Source organism: Micromonospora sp. NPDC005707 (genome assembly GCF_040631005.1).
In the GTDB taxonomy this organism is placed as follows: domain Bacteria; phylum Actinomycetota; class Actinomycetes; order Mycobacteriales; family Micromonosporaceae; genus Micromonospora.
In genome coordinates this window covers 329,612-345,555 of the sequence record NZ_JBEXYR010000007.1, presented here as the reverse complement: position 1 = coordinate 345,555, position 15,944 = coordinate 329,612, and the positions used below count along the sequence as shown (strand labels likewise).

At 73.8% G+C, this 15,944-nt stretch carries 15 protein-coding genes, 1 pseudogene and 1 riboswitch; of the genes and pseudogenes, 9 read left to right on the top strand and 7 right to left on the bottom strand.

Annotated elements, in window-relative coordinates; translation table 11 throughout:
• Positions 1–51 precede the first annotated feature (51 nt).
• The 3 genes from ABZ452_RS16770 to ABZ452_RS16760 all read left to right on the top strand — a co-directional run bounded on the left by ABZ452_RS16770 (position 52) and on the right by ABZ452_RS16760 (position 2,418).
• Positions 52–1,029 carry a lysylphosphatidylglycerol synthase domain-containing protein gene (locus tag ABZ452_RS16770; RefSeq protein WP_357943459.1) on the top strand — a complete coding sequence of 326 codons (978 nt, stop codon included), beginning with the start codon at positions 52–54 and terminating at the stop codon, positions 1,027–1,029.
• Positions 1,030–1,096: 67 nt separating this feature from the next.
• Positions 1,097–1,732 carry a GTP cyclohydrolase II gene (gene ribA / locus ABZ452_RS16765; protein WP_357943457.1) on the top strand — a complete coding sequence of 212 codons (636 nt, stop codon included), beginning with the start codon at positions 1,097–1,099 and terminating at the stop codon, positions 1,730–1,732.
• Entirely contained in the window at positions 1,729–2,418 is a 690-nt protein-coding gene (locus ABZ452_RS16760; protein WP_357943455.1) for a dihydrofolate reductase family protein, read from the top strand. The genes ribA and ABZ452_RS16760 overlap by 4 nt, the downstream gene beginning before the upstream one ends.
• A 56-nt stretch (positions 2,419–2,474) precedes the next feature.
• Here ABZ452_RS16760 and ABZ452_RS16755 read toward each other — a convergent pair whose 3' ends face one another.
• The 6 genes from ABZ452_RS16755 to ABZ452_RS16730 form a co-directional block, all read right to left on the bottom strand.
• Entirely contained in the window at positions 2,475–3,587 is a 1,113-nt protein-coding gene (locus tag ABZ452_RS16755) for an FUSC family protein (RefSeq protein ID WP_357943453.1), read from the bottom strand.
• Positions 3,588–3,743: 156 nt separating this feature from the next.
• Positions 3,744–4,499, bottom strand: a complete 756-nt coding sequence (locus ABZ452_RS16750) for an amino acid ABC transporter ATP-binding protein (RefSeq protein WP_357943451.1) — start codon at positions 4,497–4,499, stop codon at positions 3,744–3,746.
• Positions 4,496–5,275, bottom strand: coding sequence for an amino acid ABC transporter permease (locus ABZ452_RS16745; RefSeq protein ID WP_357943449.1), 780 nt, complete (start codon positions 5,273–5,275; stop codon positions 4,496–4,498). Before ABZ452_RS16745 ends, ABZ452_RS16750 begins: the two co-directional genes overlap by 4 nt.
• A 54-nt stretch (positions 5,276–5,329) precedes the next feature.
• Positions 5,330–6,187, bottom strand: coding sequence for an ABC transporter substrate-binding protein (locus ABZ452_RS16740; protein ID WP_357943447.1), 858 nt, complete (start codon positions 6,185–6,187; stop codon positions 5,330–5,332).
• 101 nt (positions 6,188–6,288) lie between these two features.
• Positions 6,289–6,420 carry a hypothetical protein gene (locus ABZ452_RS16735; RefSeq protein ID WP_255474577.1) on the bottom strand — a complete coding sequence of 44 codons (132 nt, stop codon included), beginning with the start codon at positions 6,418–6,420 and terminating at the stop codon, positions 6,289–6,291.
• 32 nt (positions 6,421–6,452) lie between these two features.
• Positions 6,453–6,564: riboswitch (SAM riboswitch) on the bottom strand.
• A gap of 68 nt (positions 6,565–6,632) precedes the next feature.
• Positions 6,633–8,108: an NAD(P)/FAD-dependent oxidoreductase gene (locus ABZ452_RS16730; protein ID WP_357943444.1), complete on the bottom strand. Its 1,476-nt coding sequence runs from the start codon at positions 8,106–8,108 to the stop codon at positions 6,633–6,635.
• A 197-nt stretch (positions 8,109–8,305) separates the two neighbouring features.
• Here ABZ452_RS16730 and ABZ452_RS16725 point away from each other — a divergent pair, with 197 nt between their 5' ends.
• From ABZ452_RS16725 to ABZ452_RS16700, 6 genes and pseudogenes are all read left to right on the top strand, one after another.
• Positions 8,306–9,577 (top strand): hypothetical protein, encoded by a 1,272-nt coding sequence (locus tag ABZ452_RS16725; RefSeq protein ID WP_357943442.1) that lies wholly within the window; start codon positions 8,306–8,308, stop codon positions 9,575–9,577.
• A 187-nt stretch (positions 9,578–9,764) separates the two neighbouring features.
• A pseudogene (hflX, locus tag ABZ452_RS16720) lies at positions 9,765–10,793 on the top strand (GTPase HflX); the annotation flags it as partial.
• Positions 10,794–10,855: 62 nt separating this feature from the next.
• A complete protein-coding gene (locus ABZ452_RS16715) occupies positions 10,856–11,434 on the top strand; it encodes a PadR family transcriptional regulator (protein ID WP_357943440.1) in 579 nt (192 codons plus the stop codon).
• Positions 11,431–13,152 carry an acyl-CoA dehydrogenase family protein gene (locus ABZ452_RS16710; RefSeq protein WP_357943438.1) on the top strand — a complete coding sequence of 574 codons (1,722 nt, stop codon included), beginning with the start codon at positions 11,431–11,433 and terminating at the stop codon, positions 13,150–13,152. The genes ABZ452_RS16715 and ABZ452_RS16710 overlap by 4 nt, the downstream gene beginning before the upstream one ends.
• Before the next feature lie 50 nt (positions 13,153–13,202).
• Positions 13,203–13,751 carry a GNAT family protein gene (locus ABZ452_RS16705; RefSeq protein WP_357943436.1) on the top strand — a complete coding sequence of 183 codons (549 nt, stop codon included), beginning with the start codon at positions 13,203–13,205 and terminating at the stop codon, positions 13,749–13,751.
• 83 nt (positions 13,752–13,834) lie between these two features.
• Complete coding sequence (locus tag ABZ452_RS16700) at positions 13,835–14,245, top strand: type II toxin-antitoxin system Phd/YefM family antitoxin (RefSeq protein ID WP_313719758.1); 411 nt, start codon at positions 13,835–13,837, stop codon at positions 14,243–14,245.
• Between the two features lie 45 nt (positions 14,246–14,290).
• On the opposite strand, the gene pgi is transcribed toward ABZ452_RS16700, so the two are convergent.
• A complete protein-coding gene (pgi, locus tag ABZ452_RS16695) occupies positions 14,291–15,925 on the bottom strand; it encodes a glucose-6-phosphate isomerase (RefSeq protein ID WP_357943433.1) in 1,635 nt (544 codons plus the stop codon).
• Positions 15,926–15,944: the final 19 nt, after the last annotated feature.

The window sequence follows — 15,944 nt, the reverse complement described above, 5'->3', positions numbered from 1 at the left end:
CCGGACCGGCCGTCGGCACGTGACAACAGATGGACCGAGGGAGGACCACTCTTGTCACACGCCGCCGTCGCCGGGCCCGTCCCGGCCGCCGCGTCCGCGCCCGCCCGGTCGTTCTGGGCCTGGGCCCGCCCGCTCGCCGGGCTCGCCGTGCTCGCCGCCCTGGTCTGGTCGGTGGGCACCGGCCCGTTCCTGGCCGGTCTGCGGCTGATCGACGCGCCGGCGCTCGCCGCCGCGCTCGCGATCGGCGCGATCACCACGATCTGCTGCGCCTGGCGCTGGTCGCTGGTCGCCGGCGGCCTGGGCGTACGGCTGCCGCTGCGGGCCGCGGTCGCGCACTGCTACCGGGCGGTCTTCCTCAACTCCACCCTGCCCGGCGGGGTGCTCGGCGACGTGCACCGGGCGGTCCGGCACGGCCGGGACGCCGGGGACGTGGCCCGGGGCGTCCGCGCCGTGGTCTGGGAACGCACCGCCGGCCAGGTGGTCCAGCTCGTCATCGCGGTGGCCGTGCTGGCGGCGCTGCCGTCCCCGGTCCGGCCGTACCTGCCGGCGGTGGCCGCCGGGCTGGCGGCCGTCGCGCTGGCGCTGGCACTGGCCGCCCGGGCGGTGCCCCGCTCCGGGGCGTCCCGCTGGGCCCGCGCGGCACGCACCGCGGTCGCCGACGTCCGGGCCGGGCTGCTGGCCCGGCGCACCTGGCTGGGCGTGGTGGCGGCCTCCGCCGTGGTGGTCGCCGGCCACCTGGCCACCTTCGTGGTGGCGGCGCGCACGGCCGGCGCCGACGCGCCGCTGTCCCGGCTGGTGCCGCTCACCCTGCTGGCCCTGCTCGCCATGGGGCTGCCCACCAACGTGGGCGGGTTCGGGCCGCGCGAGGGGGTCGCGGCCTGGGCGTTCGCCGCGGCCGGCCTCACCGCCGCGCAGGGGGTCGCCACCGGCACGGTCTACGGGGCGCTGGTCCTGGTCGCCAGCCTGCCGGGCGCCGTGGTGCTGCTGATCCACCGGCGTCCGGCCCCGGAGCCCGGCGACTGTCGGTGATCCCGCCTACGGTGAGGGTGCGAGGTGTGCGTTGCCGGTGTTCCGGCAGCCCGGACTGAGGAGAAGCATGGACGAAACTCTGCCCGCCGCGACGGTCCGGACCCAGGTGACGGTCCCCCTGCGGTTCCCGGACGGCTACGTGACCACCGCCCGGGTGCACTCCTTCCACGGCCTCGTCGACGGCCGCGAGCACCTCGCCATCGGGCTCGGTGAGCGGCGGGACCCGGACACCTCCCCGCCGCTGGTCCGCCCGCACAGCGAGTGCCTGACCGGGGACGTGTTCGGCAGCCAGCGCTGCGACTGCGGCCCGCAGCTGCGCGAGGCGGTCGAGCGGATCGCCGAGGCCGGCGGCTACCTGCTCTACCTGCGCCAGGAGGGCCGGGGCATCGGCCTCTACGCCAAGCTCGACGCGTACGCCCTGCAGGACGACGGCCTGGACACCTACGAGGCCAACGTGGCGCTCGGCCGGGGCCCCGACGAGCGCGACTACACGGTGGCCGCGCAGATGCTCGCCGCGCTGGGCGTGACCCGGGTGGCCCTGCTCAGCAACAACCCGGACAAGGCCGACCAGCTGGAACGGCTGGGCGTCGCGGTGGTGGACCGGGTGCTCACCGGCGTGCACCTGTCCCCGGCCAACGCGGGCTACCTGGCCGCCAAGGTGACCCGCGCCGACCATGCCCTCGACCTGCCGTTCGTGCCGTGACCGCCCGGCCGTACGTGCTGCTCAGCTGCGCCATGTCGATCGACGGCTACATCGACGACGCGACCACCGAGCGGCTGCTGCTCTCCAACGACGCCGACCTGGACCGGATCGACGCGGTGCGGGCCGGCTGTGACGCGATCATGGTGGGCGCCGCCACGGTCCGCCGCGACGACCCCCGGCTGCTGGTGCGCAGCGAGCGGCGGCGGGCCGAGCGGGTGGCGCTCGGCCTGCCGCCGTGCCCGGTGAAGGTCACGGTCACGGCCAGCGGCGACCTCGACCCGACCGCCCGGTTCTTCACCATGGGCGACGGGGCGAAGGTGGTCTACTGCCCCAGCGGCGTGGCCGAGAAGACCCGGGAGCAGGTGGGCGCGGTGGCCACCGTGGTCGACGCGGGTGACCCGGTCACCCCCGAGGCGGTCCTCGCCGACCTGGCCGGGCGGGGCGTCGGCCGGCTCATGGTGGAGGGCGGGGGCACCGTGCACTGCCAGTTCCTCACGGCCGGCGTCGCCGACGAGCTGCACCTGGTGGTCGCGCCGTTCTTCGTGGGCGACGGCCGGGCGCCCCGGTTCGTCGGGGACGGCCACTTCCCGTGGCATTCCGGCCGCCGGGCCCGGGTCGTCGAGGTACGCCAGATCGGCGACGTGGTGCTCACCCGCTACGCCCTCTCCGACCGCTGCGAGGCGTAACGGCGCGCCCGGACCGGTGTGCCGCGACCCCCGTCGGCCCGGTGACGCGCGGCCGGTCAGGACGCCGGCGTCGGCAGGCCGAGCGCCTCGTCGACGCGGTTGAGCACCGCCACGTCGTCGGTGCCGAGACCGCGCAGCAGGTCGATGGCGGTGGACCGCACCTGCCCGACGATCATGACGACGGGCAGCGGCGGGTCGGACTCCAGCAGCTTCGCGCCGAGCCGCACCGCGGCCAGCGCGGCCTCCTCCGCGCGCCCCGCGTGCCGGTCGGCGGCCTGGCCGGTCAGGTCGGTGGCCAGGGCCGCGCCGGCGGCGCGTACCGCCTCGGCGAGCGAGCGGATCGCCGCGCCCAGTTCGCGTGGGGCGCCCGTGTGCAGCCGGGCCAGCGTGACCCCGTTGCGGGCCAGCACCCGGATGTTGCGTACCGCGTAGTCGAGCTGCCGGGCGGTGGCCTCGACCTGTTCGAGCTGGCCGAGGTGACGGCGGCGGCGGACCCGTAGCCGTAGCGTCTCGGCGCAGGCCCGCACCGCGGACCGAAGGCGTTCCACGCAGCCGTCCACCTCCCGGGCCCGGTCCAGCGCCGCCTGGGCGGCCTCGGCGTCACAGCGGTCCAGCGCGGCGTTCACCCGGTCGAGCAGGTCGGCGAGGTCGGCGTACGTCCGGCGGGCCTCGGCGACCAGCGGGGCCAGTGGGTCCCGGGCCACCACGAGCTGACTGGCGGCGAGGGCGACCGCCCCGCCGATCAGCGCGTCGACGAACCGGAACGGGGTGAACTCGCCCTTCGGCGCGGCGACCACCACCAGGTAGAGCGCGGAGACCGTGGTCTGGATGACCAGGGTGCTGCTCGCCCCGGCCGCCACCGTGACGCCCAGGGTGAGCAGCAGGACGAGGAGCATGGTCGCCGTGCCGGGGCCGAGGGCGTGCACCACCAGGTCGGCGACGAGCACCCCACCGGCCACCCCGAGCACCAGCTCGATGGTCTGCCGTACCCGCTGGCCCCGCGATTCGCCGAGCACGATCAGCGCCGCGCTCGGCGCGAAGAACGGGTCCGGGTGGCCGATCAGCCGCGCGGCGATCAGCCAGGCCACGGTCGCGGCGAGCGCGGCCTCCACCACCGGCACCCACGCCTGTCGCAGCCGCCCCACGGCGGCCTTCCACCATTCGCGCACCGGCGCCGTCCTCCTCTGACGGACCGGCGCACCCACGGAATCTCCGCTCCGGCCGTAGCTGCTCCTACCCCGGAAGTTGATCGTCGTAACCGGACCGTCCACTCCGGCGACGACCGCTGCCCGAGCGGGACGGGGAACGGGGCCGGGCCGCCGGAGTCAGAGCACCTGGGACAGGAAGCGGCGCAGCCGCGGGTGTTCCGGAGCCTCGAAGACGGCGGCCGGCGGGCCGGCCTCCAGCACGACGCCGGCGTCCATGAACGCCACCGTGTCGGCCACCTCGCGGGCGAAGCCCATCTCGTGGGTGACCACCACCATGGTCATGCCGGCGGCCGAGAGGTCGGCCATCACCCCGAGCACCCCCTTGACCAGTTCGGGGTCGAGCGCCGAGGTGGCCTCGTCGAAGAGCATCACCTGCGGCCGCAGCGCGAGCGCGCGGGCGATGGCCACCCGCTGCTGCTGCCCGCCGGAGAGCTGCGCCGGCCGGGAGTCGGCCTTGTGGGCCAGCCCGACCAGGTCGAGCTGGGCGCGGGCGACCTGCGCCGCCTCGTCCTCGGAGAGCTTCTTGAGCCTGCGCAGCGCGAGCGTGAGGTTGCGCAGCACGGTCATGTGCGGGAAGAGGTTGAACTGCTGGAACACCATGCCGATCCGCTGGCGCAGCGCGTCCGGGTCGTCGCCGAGCACGCTGCGCCCGTCCAGCAGCACGTCACCCCGGTCCGGCTCGATGAGCCGGTTGATCGTGCGCAGCAGCGTCGACTTGCCGGAGCCGGACGGTCCGATCACGCAGGCCGTCCCGCCCCGGGCCACCTCCAGGTCGGCGCCGCGCAGCACCTGGTGCTGCCCGAAGGCCAGGTGCACGTCGCGGACGGCCAGGCTGACCGAGGTGTCGGTGGCGCTGGCGGTGGCGGTGCTCATCGCGGGTCCTTTCCGGTCGGCGCCGGCGAGCCGGCGGGGTCGAGCTCGACGTCGAGGTCCGGGGCGGCCACCGCCCGGCCCTGCCGCAGCCGCCGGTCGATCCAGTTGACCGCGTGGGTCAGCGGCACGGTCAGCACCAGGTAGAACAGGCCGGCCAGCAGCAGCGCGGACTCGTTGCCGGTGGTGGCCGCGTAGTCCTGCCCGATCCGGAACAGCTCGCGCTGGCTGGCCACCAGGCCGAGGAAGTAGACCAGGCTGGAGTCCTTGATCAGCGCGATGAGCTGGTTGACCCAGGCGGGCAGCACCCGGCGTACGCCCTGCGGGACGATCACCAGGCGCATGGCCTCACCCCAGGAGAAGCCGAGCGCCCGGGCCCCCTCCAGCTGGGCGGCCTCCACGCTCTGGATGCCGGCCCGGAAGATCTCGCCGATGTAGGCGGCGGCGATCAGCGACAGCGCCAGCACGCCCAGCGGGTACGGGTTCGGACCCCACACCTGCATGCCCAGCGGCGCCAGGCCGACGCCGATGAGCAGGATGGTCGCCGCCGCCGGCAGGCCGCGGAACACGTCGGTGTAGACCCGCGCCGGCCACCGCAACCAGCGGGTACGCGAGATGCCCGCGACGGCCAGCAGCATGCCCAGCACCGAGCCGAGCAGGGCGGCGGAGACCGCCAGGATCAGCGTGTTGGGCAGCCCGACGGTCAGCATCTCGGGCAGCGCCTCGCGCATGGCGTCCCAGTCGAAGAAGGTCTCCCACAGGGTGCTCAGTGGATCCATGTCTCCGTCCGCCCCACTCGTCTCCGTTGTTCCGGTGTCTCCGTCGTGCTCCGGTCAGGAGGCCGCCGACGGCGACGGCACGGCGACCGTGCCGCTGCCCGGCTTGAAGTCGGCCGGGATGGGCCGGCCCGGGTAGTACTGCGCCTGGAGCCTGCTCCAGGTGCCGTCGGCGATCACCTCGTCGAGGGCCTTGTCCAGCGCCTCGCGCAGCTTGTCGTTGCCCTTGGCCACCGCGTACGCGGTCGGGGCGGGGCTGAGCTGCTTCGCGGCGACCGTGATCTTGCCCTTGCTGTCCGCGGCGGAGGTGTCGCCGATCTCGGCCGGGGCGATCCAGGCGTCGGCGGTGCCGGCCTTGAGCTGGTTGATCGCGCCGTTGTAGTCCGGCACCCGGACCGGGTTCAGGTTCTCCCGGGTGGCGTAGTCGTCCTGCACGGTGCCCTGCACGACCACCACCCGCTTGCCGGTGAGCTGGTCGAAGCCGGTGATCGGAGAGCCGGCGGGCACGTCCAGCCCGAAGTAGCCGAAGTCGTAGCCGTTGCCGAAGTCGACGGTCTTCTTCCGGGCCTCAGTGATGGTGATGGAGGAGCTGCCCACGTCGAACTTGTGGTTGTTGACCTGGGCGAGCAGGGCGGAGAAGTCGGTGCCCACGAACTCCACCTTCAGGCCGGCCTTCGCGGCGACCGCGGTGAGCAGGTCGTTGTCGAAGCCGGTGAACTTGCCGTCCTTCAGGTAGACGTTCGGCGGGGCGTCGGTGAGCGTGCCGGCCCGCAGCACGCCGGCCTGGAGCAGGCCGTACGGGTTGGCGGCCTCGCTGGTGGCGCCGTCGTCGCCGCAGGCGGTGAGGGCGGTGGCGGCGAGCACGGCGGCGGCGCCGAGCGCGGCGGCGCGGGTCAGGGCGGTACGGAATCGCACAGGTGTCTCCAGGGTCTCAGGCGGCATGGGCGCACGCCGCCGACGGCGCGCCCCGAATCGGGCGGGCCGGAAGGGATGGTGCGGAAGTGGGGGAGTGGCGCTCAGCGCGCGTCGGGGCGGCGACAGGCGTCGCTGCACACCCGCATGAGGTCGACGTGCCGCCGCTTGACCAGCGCGAAACGCGCCGGATAGGCGATGCCGTCGGCGGGCGGGGTGCGGAGCTGAGCAGACATGGTTCCCTCGGGTCGGTGATGACCTGGGTACCAGGCCACGCTTGCACCGGGCGGCTGCCGGTGCCTGGTCCTCACCCGGGGCACCCCACCGCGGAGGAGGGTTGCCGGCCAGCGAGCCGGGGCTTGACGCTGGCGCTCATGACCTGCCGAGAAGGCTAGCAGGAGGCCAGCCCCGGCCGTCCAGCCGTTATGACCACGCTCACGCCCGGACCTTACCGGCGGGCCGGCATGACCGGCGCGTCCCGCCCGGTGCCGTGCCGCGACGGCGTCCGGTGCTCGTGGTAGTCCTGCTCGACGTTGACCGTCCAGACGTCGTGGCCGGCGTCGTGGGCGATGTTCTCGGCGGCCAGCATCGCGGTGAGCATCGAGTGGTCGGCGTTGTTGTAGCGGTGCATCCCGTTGCGCCCCACCGGGTGCACGTTCGGCACCTCGCGGGCCAGCCAGCCGCGGATCACGTCCACGTTGTGCTGGTAGCGCTCGTCGTAGACCGGGTACGCCTTCGGCATCCGGACCACGTAGCCGGCCTCCACGCAGCCGGGCCGGACCAGGCCCAGCCGCTCCAGCTCGGCGGTGGCGAAGGCGACCAGGTCCGCGTCCGGGGTCCGCCACATCTCGTCGTCCTCGAACACGAAGTACTCCAGCCCCAGGCAGGTCCGCCCGTCCTTGACCAGGTGGGGCGACCAGGAGCCGAAGTTCTGGATCCGGCCCACCTTGGCGGCCGGGTCGTGCACGTAGATCCAGTTGTCCGGGAAGGAGAACTCCTCGGGCACCACCAGCGCGACGGTCAGGAAGTCCCGGTACCGCAGGTCGTCGGCGGCGGCCCGCACCTCGGCGGGGGCCTCGGGGCGCATGGCGCGCACCAGCGCGGAGATCGGCATCGAGGAGATCACGTGGTCGGCCGGCTCGGTGCGCTCGCCGTCGGCGTCGGCCACCGTGACGGCGGTGGCCCGCCGCCGCGCCGGGTCCCGGTGCACCTCGGTCACCCAGGTGTTGGTGCGCACCGTGGCGCCCCGCTTCTCCACCTCCTCGGTGCAGCGTTCCCACATCATCCCGGGGCCGTGCTTCGGGTACTGGAACTCCTCGATGAGGCTGGTCACGTCCTTGCGGTTGCGCTTGGGCAGCAGCGCGTTGAGCACCGCGGTGGAGAGCGACAGGTTCTTGATCCGCTGGGCGGCCCAGTCGGCCTGCAACTGGTCGGCCGGCATCCCCCAGACCTTCTCCGTGTAGGTCTTGAAGAAGATCGAGTAGAGCCGCCAGCCGAACCGGGCCGACACCCACCCCTCGAAGTGCGACTGGTCCTTCGGCGGGCGCAGCCGGGCCCGCCCGTACGACCCGACGCAGCGCAGCGCCTCCAGCAGGCCGAGGTTGCGCAGGGCGTTGCTCGCGTTGAGCGGGTAGTCGTAGAGCGCGCCCCGGTAGTAGATCCGGCTCATCCGGGGCCGGAGCAGGAAGTCCTCGTCGGGCAGGATCTCGTGCCAGAAGTCCTCCACCCGGGAGACCTTTGTGAAGAACCGGTGCCCGCCGATGTCGAAGCGCCAGCCGTCCCGCTCCACGGTGCGGCTGATCCCGCCGACCACGCCGTCGGCCTCGTAGACCCGGACCGGCTCACCGTGCCGCAGCAGCTCGTACGCGGCGGTCAGCCCCGCGGGCCCCGCCCCGATGACCACGGTCCCGTTGCCGTCACCCATGCCGTCCGCGCCCCCCGCTGCCAGCCTGCCGATGAGGCAGCGCCCTTACCCGTCCTGGCCGCCGACTCACCTGCGGCGGCGATCCCCGCCCCCGGGTCACCCGTTAGGGTCGGGCGGGTGTGAACCGGGGCGCAGCGGGGATGCGCGGACGGTTTCCCGGTCCGGGGGTCGGTCGCGGGGCGACCGGTGGGAGCGGGATGGCGGACGAGCGGCGGGCCGGGACGGCGGACGTACCCGGCCCGGACCTGCGGCCGGACGCACGCGCCCGGCTGGCCTCGGCGGGCCGGCGGCTGGCCGCGCGGATCCCCGCGCCCTGGGGCTTCGTGGTCGCCGTCTTCGTCGGCACGAAGGTCGTGCTCAGCCTTGTCGGCGTGCTGGTGCTGACCGCCTGGGACGGGGTGCCGGGCGCTCCGCCCGCCGACGAGGCGATGATGCGGACCCAGCAGGACCACATCTCGTCCCACCGCTGGTTCTCACTCTGGTTCGCCTGGGACTCGTTCCTCTACGACCACCTGGCCCGGCTGCCGCTGGACCGGCCGTGGAAAGACTTCGGCTTCCCGCTGCTCTACCCGTTCCTGGCCCGGCCCCTCGCGCCGCTGCTCGGTGGGCACACCGCCTGGGCGCTGCTGGTGGTCGCCAACGTGGCGCTGCTGTTCCAGCTCTGGTTCGCGTACCGGCTGGGGGCCCGGCTGCTCGGCGCCGACGACCCGGACGCGGCCGGCGCGGACGGCCGGCGGGCCGTGCGGTACCTGCTGCTCCTTCCGACGGCCTTCCTGTTCCAGGCGGCGCTGACCGAGTCGCTCTTCGTCTGCCTCGCCCTGGCCGCGTTCTGGTACGCCGAGCAGCGCCGCTGGCTGGTGGTCGGGATCGTCGGCTACTTCCTGGCGATGAGCCGCTCGGTCGGCTTCGTGGTGGTGATCCCGCTGGCCCTGGTGCTGCTGCGCCAGCACGGCTGGCGCCTCGACCCGCGAAGCCTCGCGCGCTACCTGCGGTTGGGCTGGCCGCTGCTGCTGGTGCCGGCCGGCTGGCTGACCTTCATGGCGTTCTGTCGCTGGCAGAGCGGCGACTGGTTCGCCTACCAGCACGCCCAGGAGAAGGGCTGGGGGATCAGGGTGCAGAACCCGCTCGGGGTGGCCGGGTCGGCGCTGGTCGGCGACAACTCGGCGAACGCGTTCCGGGTCTGGATCGCCGTGGCGATGCTGGTCGTGGCGTTCGTCGGGCTGCGCCGGCGGGCCGACTGGCCGTACCTGGTCTACACGGTGATCGTGGTGCTCGTGCCGCTGTCGATGGGGCCGCCGGTGTACAAGAGCCTGCTGCGCTACCTGCTGGCCGCGTTCCCGGTGGCGCTGGTGCTGGCCCGCTGGGCCCGCCGGCCCGGCCTCGACGGCTGGCTCACGGCCGGGCTGGCGCTGCTCCAGGGCGCGCTGTTCGCCGTCTGGCTCACCTACTGGACCCACCTCATCATCTGACCGCGGCCCGGCCCGCCCGCGTCGCATGGTCGGGCGCTCCCCGGGTAGCTCGAACCCAGGCGGACGAGCGAGGTGGGCGATGGCCGGCACGTGGTTGATGGGCGCGGGCGCCGCGACGTCGGGGCGGCGGCCGACCGCCGTCCTGGTGGCGGTGCATCCCGAGGACGGGGACGGCAGCGGGCCGGGGAGCGAGACCTCGCTGGCCGAGCTGAGCCGCCTGGCTGACACCGACGGGTTGGCCGTCGCCGAGTCGGTGGTGCAGAACCGGACCCGGCCCGACCCGGCCACGTACGTCGGCTCCGGCAAGGTGGACGAGCTTGCCGCGGTGGCCGAGCGGACCCGGGCCGACGTGGTGATCGCCGACGGCGAGCTGAGCCCCGGTCAGGTGCGCAACCTCGAGGAACGCACCGGCGTGCGGGTGGTCGACCGGACCGCGCTGATCCTGGACATCTTCGCCGAGCACGCCCGCACGAGCGAGGGCCGGGTGCAGGTGGAGCTGGCGCAGATCGCGTACCAGCTGCCCCGGCTGCGCGGCGACGGCGGCGCGCTGTCGCGGGTGGGTGGTGGCCGGATGGCCGGCGGCGCCGGCATGGGTGTCCGCGGCCCCGGCGAGATGAAGCTGGAGACCCAGCGCCGCCGGCTGCGGCAGCGGGCCACCCGGCTGCGGGGCAACGTGCGCGAGCTGGCCCGGCGGCGGGAGCGCAACCGCGGCCGGCGGGCCCGCAACCGGGTGCCCTCGGTGGCCATCACGGGCTACACGAACGCCGGCAAGTCCGCCCTGCTCAACCGCCTCACCGGGGCCGACGCGCAGGTCCAGGACGTGCTCTTCGCCACGCTCGACCCGACGGTGCGGCGGATCTCGACCGGCGACCTCACGTACACGGTCACCGACACGGTCGGGTTCGTCCGGCACCTGCCCCACCAGTTGGTCGACGCGTTCCGCTCGACGCTGGAGGAGGTGAGCGGCAGCGACCTGGTGCTGCACGTGGTGGACGCCGCCGCGCCGGACGCGCTGGAGCAGATCACCACCGTGCACGGCGTGCTGCACGAGATCGGCGCCGGGGACGTGCCCGAGCTGCTGGTGCTCAACAAGATCGACGTGGCGCCTCCGGGGTGGGTGGACGCGCTCTGCCGCGCCTGCCCGGAGGCCGTTCCGGTGTCGGCGCTGACCGGCGAGGGTGTGGACCGGCTGCGCGCCGAGTTGGCCGCCCGGCTGGGCCGCGGCTGACCGAAGCCCGGGTCTTGCTATGCAACTCGTTGCATAGCAAGATGGCCGGCATGTCGCTGGAGCACGCCATCCTCGTCTCGCTCCTGGAGCAGCCCGCCTCCGGCTACGAGCTGGCCCGGCGCTTCGACCGCTCGATCGGCCGCTTCTGGACCGCCACCCACCAGCAGATCTACCGGGTCCTAAAGCGGATGGAGCACGACGACTGGCTCACCGCCGAGGAGGTCGGCCAGGAGGGGCTGCCCGACAAGAAGCTCTGGACGGTCACCCCCACCGGCCGATCCGCCCTGGTCGCCTGGCTGCGCGCCCCGGTGCAGCCGGAGGCCGTCCGGCACGAGCTGGCCGTCAAGATCCGCGGCGCCGCGTTCGACGACGCGGCCGGCCGCGCCGCCCTGGTCGCCGAGGTCGAGCGCTACCGCGCCGACCACGCGGCCACCCTCGCCGGCTACCTGGCCGGCGAGCGCCGCGACTTTCCCGACCCCGCCGCCCCGGACGCCCGCGCGGCCCTCCAGCACGTCGTCCTGCGCGGCGGCATCGCGTACGAGCGGATGGTGCTGGCCTGGCTCGACGACGTCCTCGACACCCTGCGCCACCTCGACCCCGCCACCACCGGTAGGAAGGCGACCCCGTGACCGACCCGCTGCTGTTCCACCCGCACCGCTACGACCCCGCCCACCTCGACGAGACCTCCCGGCGGCTGCTGCGCGCCACCGTCGACTGGTTCGAGTCCCGCGGCAAGCGGGCCCTGGTGGACAGCTACAACCACCACGAGTGGTACGCCGACTTCCTCGACTTCGCCGCCAAGGAGGGGCTCTTCGCCACCTTCCTCACCCCGGCCGCGGACGGCGGCGGCGACCCGGACAAGCGCTGGGACACCGCCCGCAACGCGGCGCTCAGCGAGATCCTCGGCTTCTACGGCCTCGGCTACTGGTACACGTGGCAGGTCACCGTGCTCGGCCTCGGGCCGGTCTGGCAGAGCGGCAACGCCGCCGCCCGGGCCCGCGCCGCCGCGCTGCTCGACGAGGGGCACGTCATGGCGTTCGGCCTCTCCGAGCGGCCGCACGGCGCCGACATCTACTCCACCGACCTGCTGCTCACCCCCGACGGGGACGGCGGCTTCCGGGCCACCGGCGGCAAGTACTACATCGGCAACGGCAACGTCGCGGGCCTGGTGTCCGTCTTCGGCCGCCGCGCCGACATCGAGGGTCCCGAGGGGTACGTCTTCTTCGCCGCCGACAGCCGGCACCCCGCGTACCGGCTGGTCCGCAACGTGGTCAACGCGCAGATGTACGTCAGCGAGTTCCGCCTGGAGGACTACCCGGTGCGCGCCGAGGACGTGCTGCACACCGGCCCGGCCGCCTTCGACGCCGCGCTCAACACCGTCAACGTCGGCAAGTTCAACCTCTGCACCGCCTCCATCGGCATCTGCGAGCACGCCATGTACGAGGCGGTCACCCACGCCCATCAGCGGATCCTCTACGGCCGGCGGGTCACCGACTTCCCGCACGTGCGCCGCGAGCTGACCGACGCGTACGCCCGACTGGTGGCCATGAAGCTGTTCAGCGACCGCGCCGTCGACTACTTCCGCTCGGCCGGCCCCGACGACCGGCGGTACCTGCTGTTCAACCCGATGACCAAGATGAAGGTCACCACCGAGGGCGAGAAGGTCATCGACCTGCTCTGGGACGTGATCGCCGCCAAGGGCTTCGAGGCCGACACCTACTTCGACAAGGCCGCCAAGGACATCCGCGGCCTGCCGAAGCTGGAGGGGACGGTGCACGTCAACCTGGCGCTGATCCTCAAGTTCCTGCCGAACTACCTGTTCCGGCCGGCGGAGCACCCGCCCGTGCCGACCCGGCGTGACCCGGCCGACGACGAGTTCCTCTTCGCGCAGGGCCCGGCCCGCGGCCTCGGCGCCATCCGCTTCCACGACTGGCGCGCCGCCTACGAAGCGCACGCCCACGTGCCCAACGTGGCCCGGTTCCGTGAGCAGGCCGACGGGCTGGTCGCCCTGCTCGCCGCCCACGCGCCGGACGAGGCCCAGCAGCGGGACCTGGACTTCCTGCTCACCGTCGGCCAGCTCTTCGCGCTGGTCGTCTACGGGCAGCTGATCCTGGAGCAGGCGGAGCTGACCGGTCTGGACGCCGACCTGCTGGACGAGATCTTCGACCTGCTGGTCCGGGACTTCTCCGCGTACGCCACCGAACTGCACGGCAAGGCGGCGACCACCGAGGCGCAGGCGGCCTGGGCCCTCGCGCACCTGCGCCGCCCGGTCACCGACGCCGACCGCACCGGCCGGGTGTGGCAGCGGGTGGTGGCCCTCGCCGGCGCGTACGAGATGCGCCCCTGACCGGTGGAAAGGGGGCGCCCTCCGGCGCCCCCGCCCGGTAGGTTGCTCGGATGTTCGCCCTCGCCCTGACCGACGACGCCGAGCTGCGGCAGCTGATGCCGTGGCACGCCGACGAGTTCCTCGCCAACCTCGACCGTTGCCGGGAGCACATCGCCCCCTGGGTGGGTGCGTCCTTCGTGGCCACCGACCCCGAGTCCGCCCGACGGGTCCTGCGGAACTACGCCGACCGGTGGGCCCGCGACGACGGCGGGATCTGGGGCATCTGGCGGCACGGCACGCTGGTCGGCGGGGTGATGTTCGTGTCGCTCAGCACCACCACGGGCGTCGCCGAGGCCGGTTGCTGGCTGGAGCCCGCCGCCGAGGGGCAGGGCCTGGTCACCCGCGCCGCCCGCGTGATCATCGACTGGGCGATCCGGGACCGCGGCATCCACCGGGTGGAGTGGGTCACCAAGGCCGCCAACGCGCGCAGCATCGCCGTCGCGCGGCGGCTGGGGATGAGCCGCGACGGTGTGCTCCGGGAGGCCGCACCGGGGCGGGGCGGCCGGGCCGACCTGGAGGTCTGGTCCGTGCTGGCCCCGGAATGGAAGCCGGCGGGATAAGCCGGGCGGGCTCCGGCCTCGGAGGGACCCCGGCGATCGGCACGCGGCGGAGTTCTGTCGTACCCGGACGTGAACATACATCCATGGCTGTCCCCGCACTGGCCGACCGGTCCCCCCAGCCGCGCGCCCTGCCGCTGCGCGAGGTCCGCACCCGGCTCACCCAGCTCGTCTCCCTGGCCGAGCTGACCGACACCGTCACCGTCGTCACCCGCGACGGCGATCCGCGCCCCGTCGCCGCGATCGTGCCCGCCGCGGCGGCGCGCACCGCGGCGCAGGCCCGCGCCGACGCCGACCGGATCGCCGCCATCAGCGCCGGCTGGTCCCGGCGGCTGGAGGAGCTGCACCGGCAGAGCAGCCGGCGGCACGCCGCCGAGCTGCGCACCCTCACCGACGCGCTCGCCGAGGTCTGGGCCGAGCTGGACCGACGCGCCCCGGCCGGCGACCCGGCGCTCGCCCGGCTCCGTGCCGCCCACGCCGACCTGCTGCGCGGCTGACCGCGCGGCCTCCGACCACCCCGGACCGGAGGCCGCGGACGTACGTCAGTCCCGGCCGCGCTGCGCCCGGTAGCGGCGGATCAGCGCGGCCGTGGACGAGTCCACGTCGCCGAGGTCCGCCCCGGCCCCGGTGAGCTTCGGGGCGAGCTGGTTGGCCATCACCTTGCCCAGCTCCACGCCCCACTGGTCGAAGGCGTTGATGTCCCAGACCGCGGCCTCGGTGAAGACGATGTGCTCGTAGAGGGCGATGAGCTGGCCCAGCGTCGCCGGGGTCAGCTTCGGCGCGATGATCGACGTGGTCGGGTGGTTGCCCGGCATCACCCGGTGCGGCACCACCTCGGGCGCGGTGCCCTCGGCCTCGACCTGCTCCTTCGTACGGCCGAACGCCAGCGCGGCGGTCTGCGCGAAGAAGTTCGACATGAACAGGTCGTGCATGTCGCCCAGGTCGTGGTTCGGCTGGCTGAACGCGATGAAGTCGGCCGGGATCAGCCGGGTGCCCTGGTGGATGAGCTGGTAGAAGGCGTGCTGGCCGTTGGTGCCCGGCTCGCCCCAGAAGATCTCCCCGGTCGGGCAGGTGACCGGCCGGCCGTCCCGCGTCACCGACTTGCCGTTGCTCTCCATGGTGAGCTGCTGCAGGTAGGCCGGGAACCGGTGCAGGTACTGCGCGTACGGCAGCACCGCGTGGGTCTCCGCGCCGAGGAAGTCGGTGTACCAGACGTTGAGCAGGCCGAGCAGCGCCGGCACGTTCCGTGCCACCGGCGTGGTCCGGAAGTGCTCGTCCACGGCGTGGTAGCCGGCCAGCAGGTCCCGGAACCGCTGCGGCCCGACGGCCAGCAGCACCGACAGCCCGACCGCCGAGGGCAGCGAGTAGCGCCCGCCCACCCAGTCCCAGAAGCCGAACATGTTCTCCGGGTCGATGCCGAAGTCGCGGACCCGCTGCTCGTTGGTGCTGACCGCCACGAAGTGCCGGGCCACGGCGCTGTCGTCGGCGTCCAGCCCGGCCAGCAGCCAGCGCCGGGCCTGGTCGGCGTTGGCCAGGGTCTCCTGGGTGGAGAAGGTCTTCGACACCACCACGAACAGCGTGCTGGCCGGGTCCAGGTCGGCAGTCTTGTCGTGGATGTCGGTCGGGTCGATGTTGGACACGAACCGGCAGCTGATCCCCGCGTCCCGGTACGCCTTCAGCGCCTCGTACGCCATCACCGGCCCGAGGTCCGAGCCGCCGATGCCGATGTTGACCACGGTGCTGATCCGCTCGCCGGTGTGGCCCCGCCAGGCGCCGGAGCGGACCCGCTCGGCGAACGCCGACATCCGGTCCAGCACGGCGTGCACGTCGGCGACGACGTCCTGGCCGTCCACGGTGAGCGACGCGTCGCGGGGCAGGCGCAGGGCGGTGTGCAGCACGGCCCGGTCCTCGGTGGAGTTGATGTGCTCCCCGGCGAACATGGCGGCGATCCGGTCGGTCAGCCCGACCCGCTCGGCGAGCGCGGTGAGCAGGCTCAACGTCTCGTCGGTGACCAGGTTCTTGCTGTAGTCGACGTGCAGGTCGGCGACCTCGCCGGCGAGCCGCTCACCCCGTTGTCCGTCCGCGGCGAACAGCTCCCGCAGGTGCGTGCCGCGCATCGCCTCGGCGTGCTTGCGCAGGGCCTGCCATTCGTCCGTGGTGGTGACGTCCACAGCCATCGGGTCGATCTCCTCCTTC

Excerpts from the sequence above, each read along its gene's own strand:
- ABZ452_RS16745 (WP_357943449.1), bottom strand. The coding sequence starts at position 5,275 with ATGGATCCACTGAGCACCCTGTGGGAGACCTTCTTCGACTGGGACGCC.
- ABZ452_RS16750 (WP_357943451.1), bottom strand. The coding sequence starts at position 4,499 with ATGAGCACCGCCACCGCCAGCGCCACCGACACCTCGGTCAGCCTGGCC.
- ribA (WP_357943457.1), top strand. The coding sequence starts at position 1,097 with ATGGACGAAACTCTGCCCGCCGCGACGGTCCGGACCCAGGTGACGGTC.
- ABZ452_RS16735 (WP_255474577.1), bottom strand. The coding sequence starts at position 6,420 with ATGTCTGCTCAGCTCCGCACCCCGCCCGCCGACGGCATCGCCTATCCG.
- ABZ452_RS16715 (WP_357943440.1), top strand. The coding sequence starts at position 10,856 with ATGTCGCTGGAGCACGCCATCCTCGTCTCGCTCCTGGAGCAGCCCGCC.
- pgi (WP_357943433.1), bottom strand. The coding sequence starts at position 15,925 with ATGGCTGTGGACGTCACCACCACGGACGAATGGCAGGCCCTGCGCAAG.
- ABZ452_RS16730 (WP_357943444.1), bottom strand. The coding sequence starts at position 8,108 with ATGGGTGACGGCAACGGGACCGTGGTCATCGGGGCGGGGCCCGCGGGG.
- ABZ452_RS16705 (WP_357943436.1), top strand. The coding sequence starts at position 13,203 with ATGTTCGCCCTCGCCCTGACCGACGACGCCGAGCTGCGGCAGCTGATG.
- ABZ452_RS16700 (WP_313719758.1), top strand. The coding sequence starts at position 13,835 with ATGGCTGTCCCCGCACTGGCCGACCGGTCCCCCCAGCCGCGCGCCCTG.
- ABZ452_RS16725 (WP_357943442.1), top strand. The coding sequence starts at position 8,306 with ATGGCGGACGAGCGGCGGGCCGGGACGGCGGACGTACCCGGCCCGGAC.